The sequence below is a fragment of the Dermabacter sp. HFH0086 genome (genome assembly GCF_000413375.1).
Lineage (GTDB): Bacteria > Actinomycetota > Actinomycetes > Actinomycetales > Dermabacteraceae > Dermabacter > Dermabacter hominis.
Window position 1 is genome coordinate 200,382 of sequence record NZ_KE340308.1, and the last position, 17,002, is coordinate 217,383.

At 62.7% G+C, this 17,002-nt stretch carries 14 protein-coding genes; 6 read left to right on the forward strand and 8 right to left on the reverse strand.

Annotated features, from left to right (window positions below; genetic code table 11):
• Positions 1–22: 22 nt before the first annotated feature.
• The 3 genes from HMPREF1484_RS00900 to HMPREF1484_RS00910 are packed head-to-tail and all read right to left on the reverse strand — an operon-like array spanning position 23 to position 3,180.
• Positions 23–961, reverse strand: coding sequence for a carbohydrate ABC transporter permease (locus tag HMPREF1484_RS00900; RefSeq protein WP_016663127.1), 939 nt, complete (start codon positions 959–961; stop codon positions 23–25).
• Positions 962–963: 2 nt separating this feature from the next.
• A complete protein-coding gene (locus tag HMPREF1484_RS00905) occupies positions 964–1,845 on the reverse strand; it encodes a carbohydrate ABC transporter permease (RefSeq protein WP_016663128.1) in 882 nt (293 codons plus the stop codon).
• A gap of 12 nt (positions 1,846–1,857) precedes the next feature.
• Positions 1,858–3,180, reverse strand: coding sequence for an extracellular solute-binding protein (locus tag HMPREF1484_RS00910; protein ID WP_016663129.1), 1,323 nt, complete (start codon positions 3,178–3,180; stop codon positions 1,858–1,860).
• 201 nt (positions 3,181–3,381) lie between these two features.
• On the opposite strand from HMPREF1484_RS00910, the gene HMPREF1484_RS00915 reads away from it, so the two are divergent.
• Both HMPREF1484_RS00915 and HMPREF1484_RS00920 read left to right on the forward strand, forming a co-directional pair.
• A complete protein-coding gene (locus HMPREF1484_RS00915) occupies positions 3,382–4,455 on the forward strand; it encodes a LacI family DNA-binding transcriptional regulator (RefSeq protein WP_016663130.1) in 1,074 nt (357 codons plus the stop codon).
• Positions 4,456–4,544: 89 nt separating this feature from the next.
• The gene (locus HMPREF1484_RS00920) at positions 4,545–6,500 is read left to right on the forward strand and encodes a glycoside hydrolase family 2 protein (protein ID WP_016663131.1); all 1,956 of its coding nucleotides are present in this window, start codon (positions 4,545–4,547) and stop codon (positions 6,498–6,500) included.
• Positions 6,501–7,160: 660 nt separating this feature from the next.
• On the opposite strand, the gene HMPREF1484_RS00925 is transcribed toward HMPREF1484_RS00920, so the two are convergent.
• Both HMPREF1484_RS00925 and nrdF read right to left on the reverse strand, forming a co-directional pair.
• Entirely contained in the window at positions 7,161–7,445 is a 285-nt protein-coding gene (locus HMPREF1484_RS00925; protein ID WP_016663132.1) for a GlsB/YeaQ/YmgE family stress response membrane protein, read from the reverse strand.
• 305 nt (positions 7,446–7,750) lie between these two features.
• Complete coding sequence (gene nrdF / locus HMPREF1484_RS00930) at positions 7,751–8,722, reverse strand: class 1b ribonucleoside-diphosphate reductase subunit beta (RefSeq protein ID WP_016663133.1); 972 nt, start codon at positions 8,720–8,722, stop codon at positions 7,751–7,753.
• A 229-nt stretch (positions 8,723–8,951) separates the two neighbouring features.
• On the opposite strand from nrdF, the gene HMPREF1484_RS00935 reads away from it, so the two are divergent.
• From HMPREF1484_RS00935 to HMPREF1484_RS00950, 4 genes are all read left to right on the forward strand, one after another.
• Entirely contained in the window at positions 8,952–9,179 is a 228-nt protein-coding gene (locus HMPREF1484_RS00935; RefSeq protein ID WP_016663134.1) for a DUF6199 family natural product biosynthesis protein, read from the forward strand.
• A 319-nt stretch (positions 9,180–9,498) separates the two neighbouring features.
• Positions 9,499–10,476: a LacI family DNA-binding transcriptional regulator gene (locus HMPREF1484_RS00940; protein ID WP_016663135.1), complete on the forward strand. Its 978-nt coding sequence runs from the start codon at positions 9,499–9,501 to the stop codon at positions 10,474–10,476.
• Between the two features lie 131 nt (positions 10,477–10,607).
• Positions 10,608–10,874, forward strand: a complete 267-nt coding sequence (locus tag HMPREF1484_RS11920) for a carbohydrate ABC transporter permease (RefSeq protein ID WP_016663136.1) — start codon at positions 10,608–10,610, stop codon at positions 10,872–10,874.
• Between the two features lie 30 nt (positions 10,875–10,904).
• The gene (locus tag HMPREF1484_RS00950) at positions 10,905–14,087 is read left to right on the forward strand and encodes a glycoside hydrolase family 2 TIM barrel-domain containing protein (protein WP_016663137.1); all 3,183 of its coding nucleotides are present in this window, start codon (positions 10,905–10,907) and stop codon (positions 14,085–14,087) included.
• A 58-nt stretch (positions 14,088–14,145) separates the two neighbouring features.
• On the opposite strand, the gene nrdE is transcribed toward HMPREF1484_RS00950, so the two are convergent.
• The 3 genes from nrdE to nrdH are packed head-to-tail and all read right to left on the reverse strand — an operon-like array spanning position 14,146 to position 16,978.
• Complete coding sequence (gene nrdE / locus HMPREF1484_RS00955; RefSeq protein WP_016663138.1) at positions 14,146–16,281, reverse strand: class 1b ribonucleoside-diphosphate reductase subunit alpha; 2,136 nt, start codon at positions 16,279–16,281, stop codon at positions 14,146–14,148.
• A 5-nt stretch (positions 16,282–16,286) separates the two neighbouring features.
• The gene (gene nrdI / locus HMPREF1484_RS00960; protein WP_016663139.1) at positions 16,287–16,694 is read right to left on the reverse strand and encodes a class Ib ribonucleoside-diphosphate reductase assembly flavoprotein NrdI; all 408 of its coding nucleotides are present in this window, start codon (positions 16,692–16,694) and stop codon (positions 16,287–16,289) included.
• 26 nt (positions 16,695–16,720) lie between these two features.
• Positions 16,721–16,978 carry a glutaredoxin-like protein NrdH gene (nrdH, locus tag HMPREF1484_RS00965; RefSeq protein ID WP_016663140.1) on the reverse strand — a complete coding sequence of 86 codons (258 nt, stop codon included), beginning with the start codon at positions 16,976–16,978 and terminating at the stop codon, positions 16,721–16,723.
• Positions 16,979–17,002 lie beyond the last annotated feature (24 nt).

A 17,002-nucleotide genomic window follows, 5' to 3' on the forward strand; every position in this document is an offset into this window, starting at 1 on the left:
TCATCCCAGTCTACTGACCGTTCTACTGACCGCCCATTCCCGTCGTGGCGAAACCGCGCACGATGTGGCGCTGGAAGAGCACGAACACGATGAGCAGCGGCAATGCGCCGATGACGGCGCTCGCCATGCCCTGCGCGTACTGCACGCCATAGGCATTTTTCACGGTACCGAGGCCAACGGGGATCGTCATGAGCTCGGGCGAGTTCGTGATGATGAACGGCCACAGGAAGTTGTTCCATGAACCGATGAACACGAAGATGCCCACGGCAACAATGATCGAGCGCGAAAGCGGGAGAATCACCGACGTGAGGGTGCGCAGCATCGATGCGCCATCGAGCTTCGCAGCTTCTTCGAGTTCGATCGGGAGCTGGTCAAAGAAGTTCTTGAGCACGATCACCATGAGTGGTGCGACGACCTGCGGGAGCACGACGCCCGCGAGAGTGTCCGAAAGCTGCATGAACTTCATCTGCTCAAACAGCGGCACGATGAGAATCTGCGGCGGCACCATGATCGCGGCGATCGTGAGCGCGAAACACAGCTTCTTGAAACGGAAGTTGTAGCGCGAGAACACGTAGGCGGCGGGCACGGAGGTCACGAGGGTGATGAGCGTGACGATCGCAGAAACGAGAATCGAGTTCCAGATCCACAGCGGGATGTCTCCCGCGGCGATGACGTTCGCGTAGTTGTCGAAGGTCCATCCTTGCGACGGCCAGAACGTGAGCGGTGCAGCCGAGGCATCGCTTTCAGTTTTCAGGGAGAGCTGAAGGGCGAACAGGATGGGGATCGCCCAACACAGAGCAAGGAACGCGAGCGCAACGAACGCGATCACGCGTGACGCTTTTGAGGAGCCTAGGGTTAGGGAGCGCTGGCGCGCGTTCTCTTCACGCTTCTGGCTTACACGCGTCTTCAGGCTACGCCTGTTCCCTGCCGGGGTTTCGAGGGTGGTAGCTGCGGTACTCATGTCTAACGCTCCTTTGCGTTACGGTTCGTGATCGCTACCTGGATGAGTGAGACGACAACGATCATCGCGAAGAAGATGTAGGACACGGCCGAGGCGTATCCGACGCGGTAGCCGGAGAAACCCTGGTCGTAGATGTACTGAATGATTGAGCGAGTGGCGCCATCAGGGCCGCCCGCCGTCATGAGGAAGATCTGGTCGAAGACCTTGAGCGAGGCGAGGATCTGCAGCAGGACGATGAGCACCGTCGTGGGGCGCATCATCGGCAGCGTCACTGACCGAAGCCTGCGCCACGCGTCTGCACCATCGACCTGCGCGGCTTCGTACACCGTGTCGGGGATGTTCTGGAGGGCCGAGAGGTACAGCAGGAAGTTGAAGCCAATCGTCCACCACACGGTCGTGAGCGCGATCGACCACATCGCAACCTGCTTTTCGCTGAGCCAGCCAATCTGGTCAATTCCAAAATGCACGAGGATGCCGTTGATGAATCCGAAGTCATTGGCGAACATCATTCCCCACATCGCGGTCACCACGGACACGGGAAGAAGGTACGGCGCGAAGAACGTGAGGCGCCATAGCCACTGGCCTGGGAGACCCGTGACAACGAGGTAGGCGAGCACAAACGAGAGGATGACGAGCGGGACTGAGGAAATGAGCGTAAAGAACAGAGTGTTCAAGAGGCTCGAATACATGTCGGCGCTCGTGAAAGCCTCGAGGTAGTTATCGATCCCCACGAAGCCACTTTTCGTCGACGCAAGCGACTGGTCGGTGAAACTCATCCACAGGCCCCACACGATGGGGACGATGAGGAAGAGGATGAAAAGGATCATGTAGGGAAGGGCGAACCATCCCGCACCGCGGGAGGTGAAGCGTGCGCGTTCATTCATGGCGTGACCTCCTTATTCGGTGGGGTTGGGTTGCATCGCGATACCGCTGATGACGTCGAGCATTCCCTCGATCGCCCGCTGCGGTTCGACGCTTCCGCGAAAGCCCTCGATAAGTCGCTGGCACACGCGGTTTTGGAAATCGGAACCAGCACCCGCGAACCACACTTTCGGATCCACGACGACCGTCTCGGCAGCATCCTTGTACTGGTTTTGAATCTCGAGCTCGCGGTAAGCGGGCTCCTCCTGCGACGGGAGGTAACCGGGAATGTGCCCGGCGGCGCCCCACTGGTCACCTTTCTTGAGCATCGACGACACGAAAAGGTAAGTGTTACGCCTGAGTTCGTCGGTCATGCGACGGTTCTTTGGGAACACGTAGGTGTGGGAGTCGGCGTAGTTCGCGGGGGTGCCGAACATCGTCGGCATCGGTGCGCCCACAAGCGACTTGACGTTTTCCTTGAACCCGTTGAGCTCCCACACGCCGGAGAAGATCATGGCGTTGCGCCCACCGTTGAAGGCGGAAAGCGCGCCCGGGTAGTCCTGCGAGGACGCCATGCACTTGTCGTCCATCCACGAGTTGACCGCGGCGACCACGCGCGCGGCGGCATCGATGTCCATGTCGGCCTTCTCGCCCGGCTCGAAACTGTACTCACCACCGGCCTGGTGGAACAGGCCCCAAAAGAGCCGCCACGCTTGTGCGGTGTCGAGCTGATAGCCGAACGCGATTCCGGGCCCACCAGTCACTTCGCCGAGCTTGGTGCCGACTTCCTGGAGCGCTTCGGGCGAGTCGATCGCGAGAGTACCGTCGGACTCGAGTACCCCGGCTTTTTCCGCAACGTCCCGATCAAAGAAGCTGATGAAGGGGTGCGTGTCGAGCGGCACTGCGTACTGTTTGCCGTCGTACTGGCACGCCTCCAAAAGGGCCTTGGTGAACGTGTCGGTCGAGACGTCGAATTCTTCGAACAGGCTCATGTCCCACGGTTCGATGAGACCGCCCGGCGCGAAGCCGGCGACGCGACTCACGTGCATGATTGCTGTGCTCGGCGGCGCACTCGATGCGGCGGCCATCGCGAGCTTCGTGTAGTAGGGGTTTCCCCAGCTGAGGGTCGTGGGCTCGACATTCAGGCCCGGGTTTTCCTCGACGACCTCGGCGATCATGCCGCGGGTTTTTTCACCGTCGGCGCCGCTGAAGAGATCCCACACGGCAACCTTCGACGGGTCCGCTTGCGCGGCCCCGCATCCGGCAAGCCCAAGCCCGAGTGCGCCGGCGCCAAAACCCGCAAGGAGCGACCGGCGACTGAGCCCCGGCGGGGTGTGATTGTTGTGCGCGTTTGGCATGGCGCTTCACCTTCCTCGTCATCGTTGACAGGCGTGCGGTGTAACTCACCTTTGATTCTCACGTGAGATTCTGCCACCGTGGTCGAGTTCCCGTCAACCCCTAAACGCGCGCAGCTCGCACTGCGCAGGAGGGGCGCACACGCAGTCCGACACCTGTTGGCCCTACACTGAAATCACTTCTCACGTCAGGAAAGGGGCACCATGAACGAGCTTGAACCGCACAAACGCGCAAGCATCAAGGACGTCGCTGCTCGCGCCGGGGTGTCATGGAAGACCGTTTCCAACGTCGTCAACGAACGTCCCGTCGTGAAGCCCGCCACACGCGACAAGGTTCTCGCGGCGATCAACGAACTTGGCTACGTGCCAAACGAGTCGGCGCGAGAAATCCGCGGCAAGGCCACCCGCACGGTGGCACTCGTGATCCCCCACCTGCTCAATCCGTATTTTGCGCGCCTCGCGGAAACGTTCCACAACGTCGCTGCACGCGCTGGCTACAGCGTGAGCATAGAGCTCACGGGCGAGCACGCCGACATTGAGCGCCGTTACGCACGCGGCCTCGCTAAGCGCTCTTTTGGCGCGCTCATCATGGCGCCGCTTCTTCCCGAGACGGTTCGCGAACTCGCCGAGCATTCGCCGCTTCCCACGGTTGTCCTGGGAGAAGCGGTTGCCGACCACGGCAGTATTCACCACGTGAGCATCGACAACACCGCGAGCGCGGTCGACATCGTGCGGCACATAACCGAGCGCGGCGCCACCCGCCCCTTGTTTCTCGGCGCCCAGGAGGGCGCCGCTTCGACGGGAACAGAGCGCCTCACGGGCTTTCGCGCAGCTTGCCGATTCGCGGGCATCTCCCCCGCCGATCAGCTTTTGATCCACACCACCGAATGGACGCGACATGAAGGATATGCGCAGGTGAAGACCCTGATTGCTGGCTCACACAGCGCGAAGACCCTTCCGTTCGACGCCATCGTAGGCGGGAACGATCTGCTTACCCTCGGCGCATGCGAGGCTCTTCGAGAGGCCGGCTTCTCGATTGGCGCCGATGTTCTCGTGACCGGTTGGGACGACATTCCGGAATCGGCACACGCCACTCCCCCGCTCACCTCGGTCGCACCAGATCTCGAGTGCCTCGTATCGGCGGCGCTGTTCGCGGCCCTCGGTGATGATTGCTTCGCGAAAGGCGCGGAAGCTGCCGAGGTGACCGCGCTTGGGTCGGGCTCGACATTCCTCGTGCCACACACGCTCGTGACCCGTGCCTCGACCCTCGGCGGCTGATTTGGCATTTTTTCTCACGTTGCAGTTTTGAGTGTTGCCGTGATTGACTGGGCCTCATCCAGCGCACACGACGACGTGAGGAACCCAGAATGCCACTCCTTCCCGAATTCGCCGCGGTCCCCGAGCTGAAGGCACTCGCTGAACGAGCAGAGCACCTCGCGAGCCTCCTCGACGCTCCCCTCTCCGCCGCGACCGACGTCCCTAAGCCCGAACATCCGCGTCCCCAGTGCCACCGCCCCACGTGGCTCAACCTCAACGGCACGTGGGAATTCGAGATCGACGCCGGCGATACGGGCCGCGAGCGCGGTCTTCTCGACCGCCCCCTTGAAGGGTCTATCCTCGTCCCATTCGCCCCCGAATCGGAAACCTCCGGCGTCGAGCACACCGACTTCATGGAAGCCGTTTGGTACCGCCGCGAGGTAGAAATCCCAGCCGAGTGGGCCGACGGTCCCGCCGGCGAACCTCTCGTTCCCGTCCTCCACTTCGGTGCCGTCGACCACGATGCGACGGTGTGGGTCAATGGCGTTGAAGTTGCTCGCCACCGCGGCGGCTTCACCCCCTTTTCCGCAAGCCTCCGCGGCGTCGCACAACCCGGTGACACGGCAACGATCGTCGTGCGTGCTCGCGACTCCCGTTGGGATGCCCAGGCCCGAGGCAAACAGGCCACGTGGCACGACTCCACGCACTGCCAATACACGCGCACAACCGGCATCTGGCAAACGGTATGGCTCGAGGGCGTGCCCGCGCACGCCATCAGGGCCGTTCGCACCACGCCATCGCTTGCCGACCACTCCCTCGACATCACGCTGCCACTCACCCACAACACGAAGGGCACGCGAGTCGAAGTCACCGTCGGAACCCCCGAAGGCGCCCCCCTGGCCACCGCAAGCGCCCGTGCCGACCTTGACCTCGCGCCACGCGTGCGCGTCGCCATTCCCGAGGAGCACGTGCGGATCTGGGCGACTGGCGAGCCGGAACTGTACAGCGTGAAGGCGCGGCTACTCGATTCCGACGGAGGCCTGATCGACGAAGTACACTCCTACGCTGGCCTGCGCTCAACCGCCCTCGAGGGCACCGAATTCCGCATCAACGGCGAGCGCGTGTTCCAGCGCCTCGTGCTCGACCAGGGGTACTGGGCAAAAACCCTCATGACCGCGCCCTCCGACGAGGCGATGCTCGCCGACATCCAGATCGCCCTCGCTGCCGGCTTCAACGGCGCTCGCTTACATCAGAAGGTGTTTGAGGAACGCATGCTGTTCTTCTCCGACCTCTATGGCTACCTCGTGTGGGGCGAATTCGGTGATTGGGGCGTATCCGGGCGAGGCCCCCTCGGCTACAACCAGGAGCCCACGTCGAGCTTTGTGGCGCAGTGGATCGAGGCACTCGAACGCGACTTCTCCCACCCGAGCATCGTCGGCTGGTGCCCCCTCAACGAAACGCACCAGGTGCTGCACGACCGCATCACCGTGCTCGACGACGTCACCCACGCGATGTACAACGCCACGAAACTCGCAGATCCCTCGCGCCCAGTCATCGACGCTTCGGGCTACAGCCACCGCGTGCGCGGCGCCGATATTTACGACTCGCACTCCTACGAGCAGGACCCGGAAGCTTTCGCGCGCGAACAGGCACCACTCGCCGAAGGAAAGCCGCAAGTCAACAGGCGTGAGCTCGCCCCGAACGAGATGCCGTTCGCTGACGGTCATTTCTCCGTCCCCTACGAGGGCCAGCCGTTCTTCGTGTCCGAATACGGCGGCATCTGGTGGAACGAGCAAGAGGCACGCGCCGCCGAATTTACCGGTCAAGACCAAGCCGAGTCGTGGGGGTACGGCAACCGGGTGCGCAGCGAAGAAGAGTTGTACGAACGTTTCGAGGCCCTCACGAACGTTCTTCTGACCAACCCGCTCATGTTCGGCTACTGCTACACGCAGCTCACCGACGTGTTCCAGGAAAAGAACGGCGTCGTCGATTTTGATCGCGGCTCGAAGCTCGATCTCGCGCGACTGCGAGCCGTGCAAACCGCGAAGGCAGCCTACGAGGAGTAGGCACTGGCTGCCCGGCCCTTCGGGCCGGGCAGTTCCGCGTCCCCGTCTCGCGTTAAGCCCAGCCATCCAACCGTGCCACTTCATGAAGAAAAGGCCACACTTCAAGCCCCACACCTCACCCCGAGCCCAGAATCTTCATAAACCGCGACAGAGCCAGCCCAGAACCGCACCGCGACCAACCAAAAACTGCAACAAGTACAACCAAGCCCCCGGGGGCAGGAGCAACCAAACCTCCCCCACCCCTCAAAGCAGCGTTACTTCATAAAGAAACTGCCGCACTCCAGGCCCCGCACACCGCCCCGAGCCCAGAATCTTCATAAACCGCGACGTGGCCAGCCCGAAACCGCACCGCGACCAACCAAAAACTGCAACAAGTACAACCAAACCTCGCGCAAGAACAATCAAACCTCGCGCAGGAGCAACCAAACCTCCCCACCCCTCAAAGCCGCGGCACTTCATAAAGAAACTGCCGCGCCCCAAGCCCCACGCACCGCCCCGAGCCCAAATTCTTCATAATCCGCGACGGGGAGGTCAGGGCTGAAACGGGGAAGCCGGGCTGCAACGGGAGGCCGGACTGCTTTGCCTATGAAAATCGCCCACCCCCGGAGATCCGGAGGTGGGCGCTTGCGCTATGCGCGTGTACCTATTGATGCGTCACGATCAGTTGTCGGACTTCGTGAGCAGTCCGTAGACGAACATGACCACGAGCGCACCGACCACTGAAAGCAGGATCGTCCACAGCGACCACGGGTTGTCCAGGAGCGAGCTCCAGCCACCCTCGCCGAAGAGACCACCGATGAGGCCACCGACGATTGCGCCGATGACACCAAGGATGATGGTCATCCCCATGCCCATCGACTGCTTGCCCGGCATGACTGCGCGAGCAATAAGACCGATGAGGCCGCCAATGATGATCCAGGAAATGATTCCCCAAATAAGAGACATGGAATGACTACTTTCTGTTGAAGTGAACCAGGTCCACAGGTGTCCCGGGCGGTGTTGGCGAACCTGGGTTGCTAACGGTGCCCGGGTGGTTGAAAGATCGTCAACCAACCTCAATCCTACCTGGGAATAAACTAAGCAAAGCTGCACGTCACCTGAAATTTCATGCTTCTTTACCGGACACACAGTACATCTTTGCTGGAACGCTTCCGCCACGCCACTGACGAAGGGCCGGCATCGCGAAAAGTGGGCGGCACGTCGTCAAACGTGCCGCCCACTGCGTTAACGGTTGCGAAAAACCGCTCAGATTAGAAGTCCCAGTCGTCGTCCTCGGTCTCGACGGCCTTGCCCATGACGTAGCTCGAGCCGGAGCCGGAGAAGAAGTCGTGGTTCTCGTCGGCGTTCGGCGAGAGCGAGGCGAGGATCGCGGGGTTGACCTCGGTCGATTCCTGTGGGAACAGTGCCTCATAGCCGAGGTTCATGAGGGCCTTGTTGGCGTTGTAGCGGAGGAACATCTTGACGTCCTCGGTCCAGCCGACCGGGTCGTAGAGGTCTTCGGTGTATTCCTCTTCGTTGTCATAGAGGTCCATGAGCAGGCTCATCGTGTAGTCCTTGAGCTCTGCCTGGCGCTCGGGCGACTGCTTCTCCACGGCCTTTTGGTACTTGTAGCCGATGTAGTAGCCGTGAACGGCCTCGTCGCGGATGATCAGGCGAATGATGTCGGCGGTGTTCGTGAGTTCGCCACGGCTCGAGTAGTACATGGGCAGGTAGAAGCCCGAGTAGAACAGGAAGCTCTCGAGGAGGGTCGAGGCGACCTTGCGCTTTTCGGGGTCGTCACCGGTGTAGTACTCGAGGACGATCTTCGCCTTCTTCTGGAGGGCTTCGTTGTGCTCGCTCCAGCGGAATGCTTCGTCGATCTGCTTGGTGTTGGAGAGCGTCGAGAAGATCTGCGAGTAGCTCTTCGCGTGCACAGATTCCATGAACGCGATGTTGGTGTACACGGCTTCTTCGTGGGGGGTCACGGCGTCGGGGATCAGCGAAATGGCGCCGACGGTTCCCTGCACGGTATCGAGCAGCGTCAGCCCGGTGAAGACGCGCATCACGAGCTCTTGCTCCTGCTCATTGAGTTTCGACCAGCTCTGGATGTCGTTCGAGAGCGGCACCTTTTCGGGAAGCCAGAAGTTACCGGTGAGGCGGTCCCACACTTCCTGGTCTTTGGGGTCTTGGATGCGGTTCCAGTTGATGGCCTGCACGCTGTGTTTGATGTGGTCGGTGTTCACGCTCGTCCTTTCGCAACGATGGTCCCAGCAGACGTCGGACTCCAGGCCGGCTCAGCCGGCTGCCCCATCCCTGCCAGCGTAAGCTCGGGGGTTCCGACGCTTGCCCACGCGGCATACTCGACCATCCTAGCCAGAGGAGCCCGCGAATCGGGTGGGATCGCTGCGGCTCCTTTCAGGGGAGCCCTCTAACGTGAGCCGCAGATCACGCCCTCGACCGTCAGGAGCTCTTATGCCGTTTATCGTTCTCGCGTTTGTTCTGCTCATTGTTTACGGTGCGGCGATGGCTACTTTCCCCTTCCAAACGTGGGAGATCACCATGGCGTGGGCCTATAAGGATCGCGAGGCGAACGAACCCAGCCCGGCAGGCCTGGCAATCATGAGGGTTGGCGGCGCCATCATCGTCATGGGGGCGATCGCCATGTTTGGCTTTTATCTTCAGACCGCGGGGCCAAGTTAGAGCGCGCACCACGTCGGTCCGTGGCGCGCGCGTCCGTAGTGTCGCCGCCTCTACTGGCGTGTGCCCCTGGTGGAGCCTTGCCCGTTGGCGATCGTTCGTCTGCACGCCGTGGGGCGTGCAGTGGTCTTTCTGCGTCGGTCAATAATTTCGCTTGACAGTGCTCGGGTGTCGTGAACCTCGCTTGACAGCGCTCCGGTGTCGTGCGCTACATTTACTGGGAGCGCTCCCAGTAGTCGTGACCCGCTCGGATGCAAGCCGAGCGCCCACGACCCACACCCATAGATTCGGGAGCCTCACTCGATGATGAGGAGGATGAGGCGTGGCCACGATTAACGACGTCGCACGCGCCGCGGGCGTTTCCCGCAGCACGGTTTCACGTGTGCTCAACGGCCAGATCTCCTCCCCCGCAGCCCGCGCCAAGGTTGAAAAGGCGATCGCCGAAACCGGCTATCGCGCCAACGCCCACGCGCGCTCGCTCGCCTCGGGCAAAAGCAACGTGTACGCGGCGATCCTCACCGAGCCCTACGGCGAACTATTCGACGACCCGACCTTCGGGCGGATGCTCCAGGGCATCAACTCCGCGCTCGTCGGCAGCGACATCGCCCTCAATCTCCTGTTTGCCACGACCGACGAAGAGCGGGAGCGAACGCTGCGCCAGCTCGCCCCGAACCGCGTCGACGGCGCCCTCCTCCTCTCCCCCCACATCGACGATCCGCTCCTCGACGCCATGAGCACCGACATCCCCACGATCGTGCTCGGTCCTCTCATCGAAGGACGCGAGAACACGTGGACCGTGACGATCGACGACCGCCACGGCGGCGAGCTCGGCGCGGCGCACCTCAACGAGCGCGGGGCTACACGCGTCGCGATCATCGGCGGACCCGACACGGCACAGGGCGCCCACAACCGTGTCGACGGTCAAATATCTGCTCTGGGCGGCGCACCGCTCGAGGTTATCCACGCGCCCTACTCCACCGGCGGAGGCGCCTTAGCCATGCGAGAGCTCCTCGCGCGGCACCCCGACCTCGACGGGATTCTGTGCGGCTCCGACCGTCAGGCCCTCGGCGTTCTCGCCGTGCTCCGCGAAGCCGGCCGAAGCATCCCCGCAGATGTCAAGGTCGTGGGATTCGACGACCATGCCTTCGCCGCGGAAACGACCCCGACGCTGACGACCATCGCGCAGCCCATTTTCGAGGTGGGCGCGAGCGGGGCGCGCCTGCTCAAGGCCCTCGGCGATGCCAAGCCCATCGAATCTCTCACGCTTCCCACGACCCTCGTGGTGCGCGAAACGACCTAAAACTTCCACGCTCGAAAGATTCAAAGGAGAAAACCATGAATGACAGCTGAATTAACCAAGTCCCCGCGTCTGTCCTTGCCATTCGCGAGGCTACCGCCAGCCGTCGCGCCGCCCTTGGCGCGGGAACCGGCGTGAGTACGCTCGCCCTGCTTGCCGCCCTCGCGACCCTGCAGACCGCATGGATTTACAACGAATTCTTCTGGGCTACGGTGTTGCTGCAGAAGGGCGACAAGTTCCCCGTCACGAGCTCCCTGAATAACCTCAAGGGCTCGTTCTTCACCGACTACAACCTGCTCTCGGCGGGCTCGATCATCGCGGCCCTCCCCATCCTGATCCTGTTCTTCGTGCTGCAGCGTCAGTTCGTTTCAGGCCTCACGATGGGCTCGACCAAGGGCTAGCCCACCTCTCACTCGGACAAGGATGACCTCATGAGCACCCTCAACGACATCACCTCCTACTCCCCCGGCGAAGGCGCGCGAATCTCGCCGCGCAGCCACCTCACGACTACCGCTGAGGCCATGAGCCTCGCGGGCACGTGGAAGTTCGCGTACTCGCGTAGCGCGGAGGGCGCGGGAGAATCAGCTCCGACGGTGGACTTCGACGACTCGAACTGGGACGACATCACCGTGCCCTCGCACTGGGTCCTCACGGGCGGCGGCAACTACGGTGACTTCGGTAAGTACGGCGCCCCCGCCTACCAGAACGTGCAGTTCCCGTTCCCCGTCGACGCCCCGAACGTTCCCGACGACAACCCGACGGGCGACTACCGCACGCGTTTCACGCTGAGCGCCGAGAAGTTCGAGGAGCTCGAGAAGGGCACGCGCGTGTACCTGCGTACCCTCGGCATCGAATCCCTCGCGATCATCAGCCTCAACGGTGAGCGAGCGGGCGTCGTGCGCGGCTCGCGCCTCACGCAGGAACTCGACGTCACCGACTTCGTGACAGAGGGCGAGAACGTGCTGCACGTGCGCGTGCATCAGTGGTCCTCGAACACGTATCTCGAGGACCAGGACCAGTGGTGGCTGCCCGGCATCTACCGCGACGTTGAGCTCCTGTTCCGCCCGGCCGCCGGCATCGAGGACGCGTGGCTGCGCGCAGATTTTGATCCGACGAACGGCCCTTCTGCACCCGGCCCCGGCACGCTCATTCCGGAAATCCGCGCGGAGGAAGCCGCCTTCCCCGTCACGGTCGCGATCGACGAGCTTGGAATCTCCGAAACGTTCGAGAGCCCGGCAGCCGTCGGACCCATCCCCGTTCCCGAAGTGGAGCCGTGGAGTGCGGACGTGCCCCGCCTCTACACCGCGACCATCTCGAACGCCGCCGAGACGCTCACGATCCGCACCGGCTTCAGGCGCGTCGAGATCGTGGGGCACGAGTGGCGCGTCAACGGCAAGAAGCTGCGTATCCGCGGCGTGAATCGCCACGAGTACGATCCGAAACTCGGCCGCGTGTGGGACCGCGAGAAGGCCCGCGAGGGGCTCCTGCTCATGAAGCGCCACAACGTGAACGCGATCCGCACCTCCCACTACCCGCCGCACCCCGAACTCTTCGACCTTGCCGATGAGCTGGGCTTTTGGGTCATGGACGAGTGCGATTACGAAGCGCATGGCTTCCTTGGCGAAAACTGGCGGGATGTCCCCGCGAACAATCCGCGCTGGCGGGACGCGCTTCTTGACCGCGTCGAGCGGTTCTTCGAGCGCGACAAGAACCACCCGTCGATCGTGTCGTGGTCGCTCGGCAACGAGGGCCACACCGGCGCGAACATGGCGCAGATGGCGAACTGGCTGCGCCGCCGCGACCCGGAGCGCCCCGTGCATTACGAGCAGGACTACGACGGCCAGTACACCGAACTCGTCTCGCGCATGTACCCGCCGATCGAAGCGATGCTCGACATGGCTGCCGGCCGCGGGAAGTTCGGCGGCACCATGCCCGGCCGCAACGCGGAGCTTGCGAAGCGCCCCATGATCCTGTGCGAGTACGTGCACGCGATGGGCAACGGCCCGGGCGCCATGGCCGAGTACGAGCACATCTTCGAGACGGTCCCGCAGTGGCACGGCGGCTTCGTGTGGGAGTGGCGCGATCACGGCATCGCGGCGCGCACCGATGACGGAACCGAGTTCTACGGCTACGGCGGCGACTTCGGCGAGCAGGTTCACGACTCGTCGTTCGTGTGCGATGGCCTTGTGCTTTCCTCGGGTGAGGCAACTCCGGGGCTCGTGGAGTTCGGCGCAATCGTGAGCCCGATCAAGCTCGAGTTCGACCTCGCTATGGAAGGCGATACGGACCGGGCCCTCGATGCCGATTTCGACGCTGTCAACATCACCGCGGCATACGTCCAGGATCTCCGCCACGCCGGCGATCTCGAAGACTTCGTGTTCGAGGTCATCGATGAGGTCGACGGCCACGAGGTGCTGCGCCGCGAATGCCCCGTTGAAAAGGTTTCCGTAAACGGCTGGAACAGCTACGCCGGAGAGCTGAATCTTCCGCCCTTCGCCGAGGGCCACGAGGGTGAACTTTCGGGCGAAAAGTTCCGCACGATCCGCGCAGTTATGCGCGAGAGCACCGCTTGGGCCGACGCCGGCCACGAAGTGGCGTTCACGCAGGTCCCGGTTGAGGATACGACCAGGATTGTGGCGCCGTCGCGTCCGGCTGCGGTGTGCGCTACGGCAAGCGGCGAGACCGGTTCGCAGGTCGATCAGGTGCAGGATTCCGACGCTTCCTTCGCCCTCGGCGATGCCCACTTCGATCCGCGCACGGGCGACCTCGTGAAGCTGGGCGACCTCGATCTCGCCGGTCCTCAGCTTCGCCTGTTCCGCGCCCCCACCGAGAACGACTCGCTTGGCGACTTCGGCTCGTACATCCTCGCCGACCCGGCCGAGACGACCGGCTCGGGAACCCAGGCCCCGCCTACCGCGGCGCTGTGGCGTGAGATCGGCATCGATAAGCTCGAGCGCCGCGTCATTGGCGTGTGGCTCGACGAGCATGAGGTCCGCGCCGTGCACCGCTACAGCACGCCTGCCGGCCGCGCTTACGTCGATCTCGACATCACGTGGCGCCTCGAGGACGCTGCCGGTGAGGAGAACGGTGGCGCCTCGCGCGTTCTTCGGTTGTATGCCGACGCCGCACCTTCCGCGAACTGGGAGTACGTATGGGGGCGCCTCGGCCTCGAGTTCACGGCGCCGCTCGGTGCCGGCGACGCCTCGTGGTTCGGCTCGGGCCCGCTCGAGAACTACGTCGATTCGTGCCGCGCCGCGCGTATCGGCCGTTTCTCGATGCCTGTCTCGGACCTGAATGTCGAGTATGCGGTTCCGCAGGAGTCGGGCTACCGCCCGGGGTTGCGCGAGCTTCAGCTGTCGGGTCTTGGGCTCACCGTGCGCGCGGATGCCGTCGGACCCCACCGCGAACGGCCTGGCTTCCAGGTGCGTGAGCATTCGATCGAGCAGATCACGAAGGCTCGCCACTCGCATGAGTTGGGCGAGGCGGAGCGCACGCATCTCATTTTCGATGTGGCGCAGCACGGCCTGGGGTCGCGCTCGTGCGGCCCGGACGTGAGGCCCGAGTACCAGCTGCGGCCGCGCTCGGGTTCCTGGTCGCTCGCGTTCGAGGTGTAAGCAGCAAGGCGCCCCGCCCACCATGACGGTGAGCGGGGCGCCTTCCGGGACTGCCCTGTTAGAGCATGCAGCTCACGCAGCCCTCAACTTCCGTGCCCTGGAGCGCCATCTGACGCAAGCGGATGTAGTAGAGGGTCTTGATGCCCTTACGCCACGCGTAGATCTGAGCCTTGTTCACGTCGCGGGTCGTCGCAGTGTCCGGGAAGAACAGCGTGAGCGAGAGGCCCTGGTCAACGTGCTTGGTCGCCTCGGCGTACGTGTCAATGATCTTCTCGTAGCCGATCTCGTACGCATCCTCGTAGAACTCGAGGTTGTCGTTCGTCATGTACGGCGCCGGGTAGTAGACGCGGCCGATCTTGCCTTCCTTGCGGATCTCGATCTTGGACACGATTGGGTGGATCGAGCTCGTCGAGTGGTTGATGTAGGAGATCGAACCGGTAGGCGGGACGGCCTGCAGGTACGCGTTGTACATGCCGTGTTCCTTGACCTCGGCAGCGAGAGCCTTCCAGTCGTCCTGCGTAGGCAGGTGGATGCTCGAGTTCTCGAAGATCTCGCGGACACGCTGAGTCCTCGGCTCCCACACCTCGTTGATGTACTTCTCGAAGTACTCGCCGCTCGCGTACTTCGAATCCTCGAAGCCCATGAAGGTTTCGCCGCGCTCCTGAGCGATCTTGGTCGAAGCCTTAATGCAGTGATACGCGACCGAGTAGAAGTACATGTTCGTGAAGTCGAGGCCTTCCTCGCTTCCGTAGTGGATCGACTCGCGCGCAAGGAACCCGTGGAGGTTCATCTGACCGAGACCGATCGCGTGGGAGGCCTTGTTGCCGTTCGCGATGGTCGGCACCGAGGAGATGTCGGAGGAATCCGAGACTGCCGTAAGGGCACGGATCGCCGTCTCGATCGTCTTTTCGAAGTCGGGCGAGTCCACGGCCTTCGCAATGTTGAGCGAGCCGAGGTTGCACGAAATGTCGCGGCCGAGCGTCTCGTAGGAGAGGTCGGCGTTCATCGTGGACGGGGTCGAGATCTGGAGGATTTCCGAGCACAGGTTCGAGTGGGTGACCTTCGCGCCGCCGATGGGGTTGGCGCGGTTCACCGTGTCTTCGAACATGATGTACGGGTAGCCCGATTCGAACTGGATCTCGGCGAGCACCTGGAAGAAGTCGCGTGCGCGGATCTTCTTCTTCGCAATGCGGTGGTCGTCCACCATTTCGCGATACTTTTCCGTCACGTTGATGTCCGCGAACGGCTTGCCGTAGACCCGCTCGACGTCGTACGGCGAGAACAGGTACATCGGCTCGTTGTTCTTCGCGAGCTCGAAGGTGATGTCGGGGATCACCACGCCAAGGGAGAGGGTCTTGATGCGGATTTTCTCGTCGGCGTTCTCGCGCTTCGTGTCGAGGAAGCGGAGGATGTCGGGGTGGTGCGCGTGGAGGTACACGGCACCGGCGCCCTGTCGTGCACCGAGCTGGTTCGCGTAGCTGAACGAATCCTCCAGGAGCTTCATGACGGGGATGACGCCCGAAGACTGGTTCTCGATCTGCTTGATGGGTGCGCCGTGCTCGCGGAGGTTCGAGAGCAAGAGGGCCACGCCGCCGCCACGCTTGGAGAGCTGAAGGGCGGAGTTGATCGAACGGCCGATCGACTCCATGTTGTCTTCGATGCGCAGAAGGAAGCACGACACGAGCTCGCCGCGCTGCGCCTTGCCGGCGTTGAGGAAGGTCGGGGTCGCGGGCTGGAAACGCCCGTCGAGAACCTCGTCGACGATGCGCTCCGCGAGCGTCTGATCGCCGGCGGCGAGAGTCAGGGCGACCATGCACACGCGATCCTCGAATCGCTCGAGGTAGCGCTTGCCGTCGAACGTCTTGAGGGTGTACGACGTGTAGTACTTAAATGCACCAAGGAAGGTGGGGAAGCGGAACTTCTTCGCGTACGCGCGCTTGTACAGCGACTTGACGAACTCGAACGTGTACTGGTCGAGAACGTGCTTCTCGTAGTACTCCTTCTCGACGAGGTAGTCGAGCTTTTCCTTGAGCGAGTGGAAGAAGACCGTGTTCTGGTTGACGTGCTGGAGGAAGTATTCGCGGGCCGCCTCGCGGTCCTTGTCGAACTGGATCTTGCCGTCCGCGTCGTACAGGTTCAACATGGCGTTGAGCGCGTGGTAGTCCATCGCCTTGTTGTGCTCGTAGCCCGGCATCTCGGTTAGCTCTGCCAAAACCGTTCCAACCCTTCTTTGACTGTGGTGACGTCCCTTGACGTCCCAAGGAGCTCAAACTTGTAGAGGTGCGGCACGTTGCATTTGCGAGCGATGATGTCGCCGGCAATGCAGTATGCCTCGCCAAAGTTCGTGTTCCCTCCCGAGATCACGCCTTTGATGTGTGCGCGGTTGCGCTTGTCGTTGAGGAAGTGAATAACCTGCTTGGGGACCGCTCCCCCTGTATTGCCCCCACCGTAGGTGGGCACCATGAGCACGAAGTCTTCGTCAACGACGAGCGGCTCTTCAGTGCGCCGCAGCGGGATGCGCGCGACGCTCCCTTCGGGCAGCTCAAGCTTCTCGATGAATCGCTTGGTGTTTTCCGAAACAGACGAAAAGTAGACGAGCTTACTCATGGCGAAAGGTCACGACGCTTAAATGCTTAGAAGCCTGCAGCCTGGCGAGTCTCGCTCGCCTGCGCGGTGAGCGCCTTGATTTTGTCGGGGCGGAAACCCGACCAGGCATCGTTCACGGTGGTCACGACGGGCGCCTGCATGAAGCCCAGCGACTTGACGTGCGAGAGGGCCGCGGCATCCTCGGTGATGTCCACGAGCGTGTACTCGAGGCCAGCCTTGTTGAGGGCGCGCTTGGTGGCGTCGCACTGGACGCACATGGGCTTGGTGTAGACGGTGATCTCCATGAGAGGCCTTTCGAAATGCGGGGT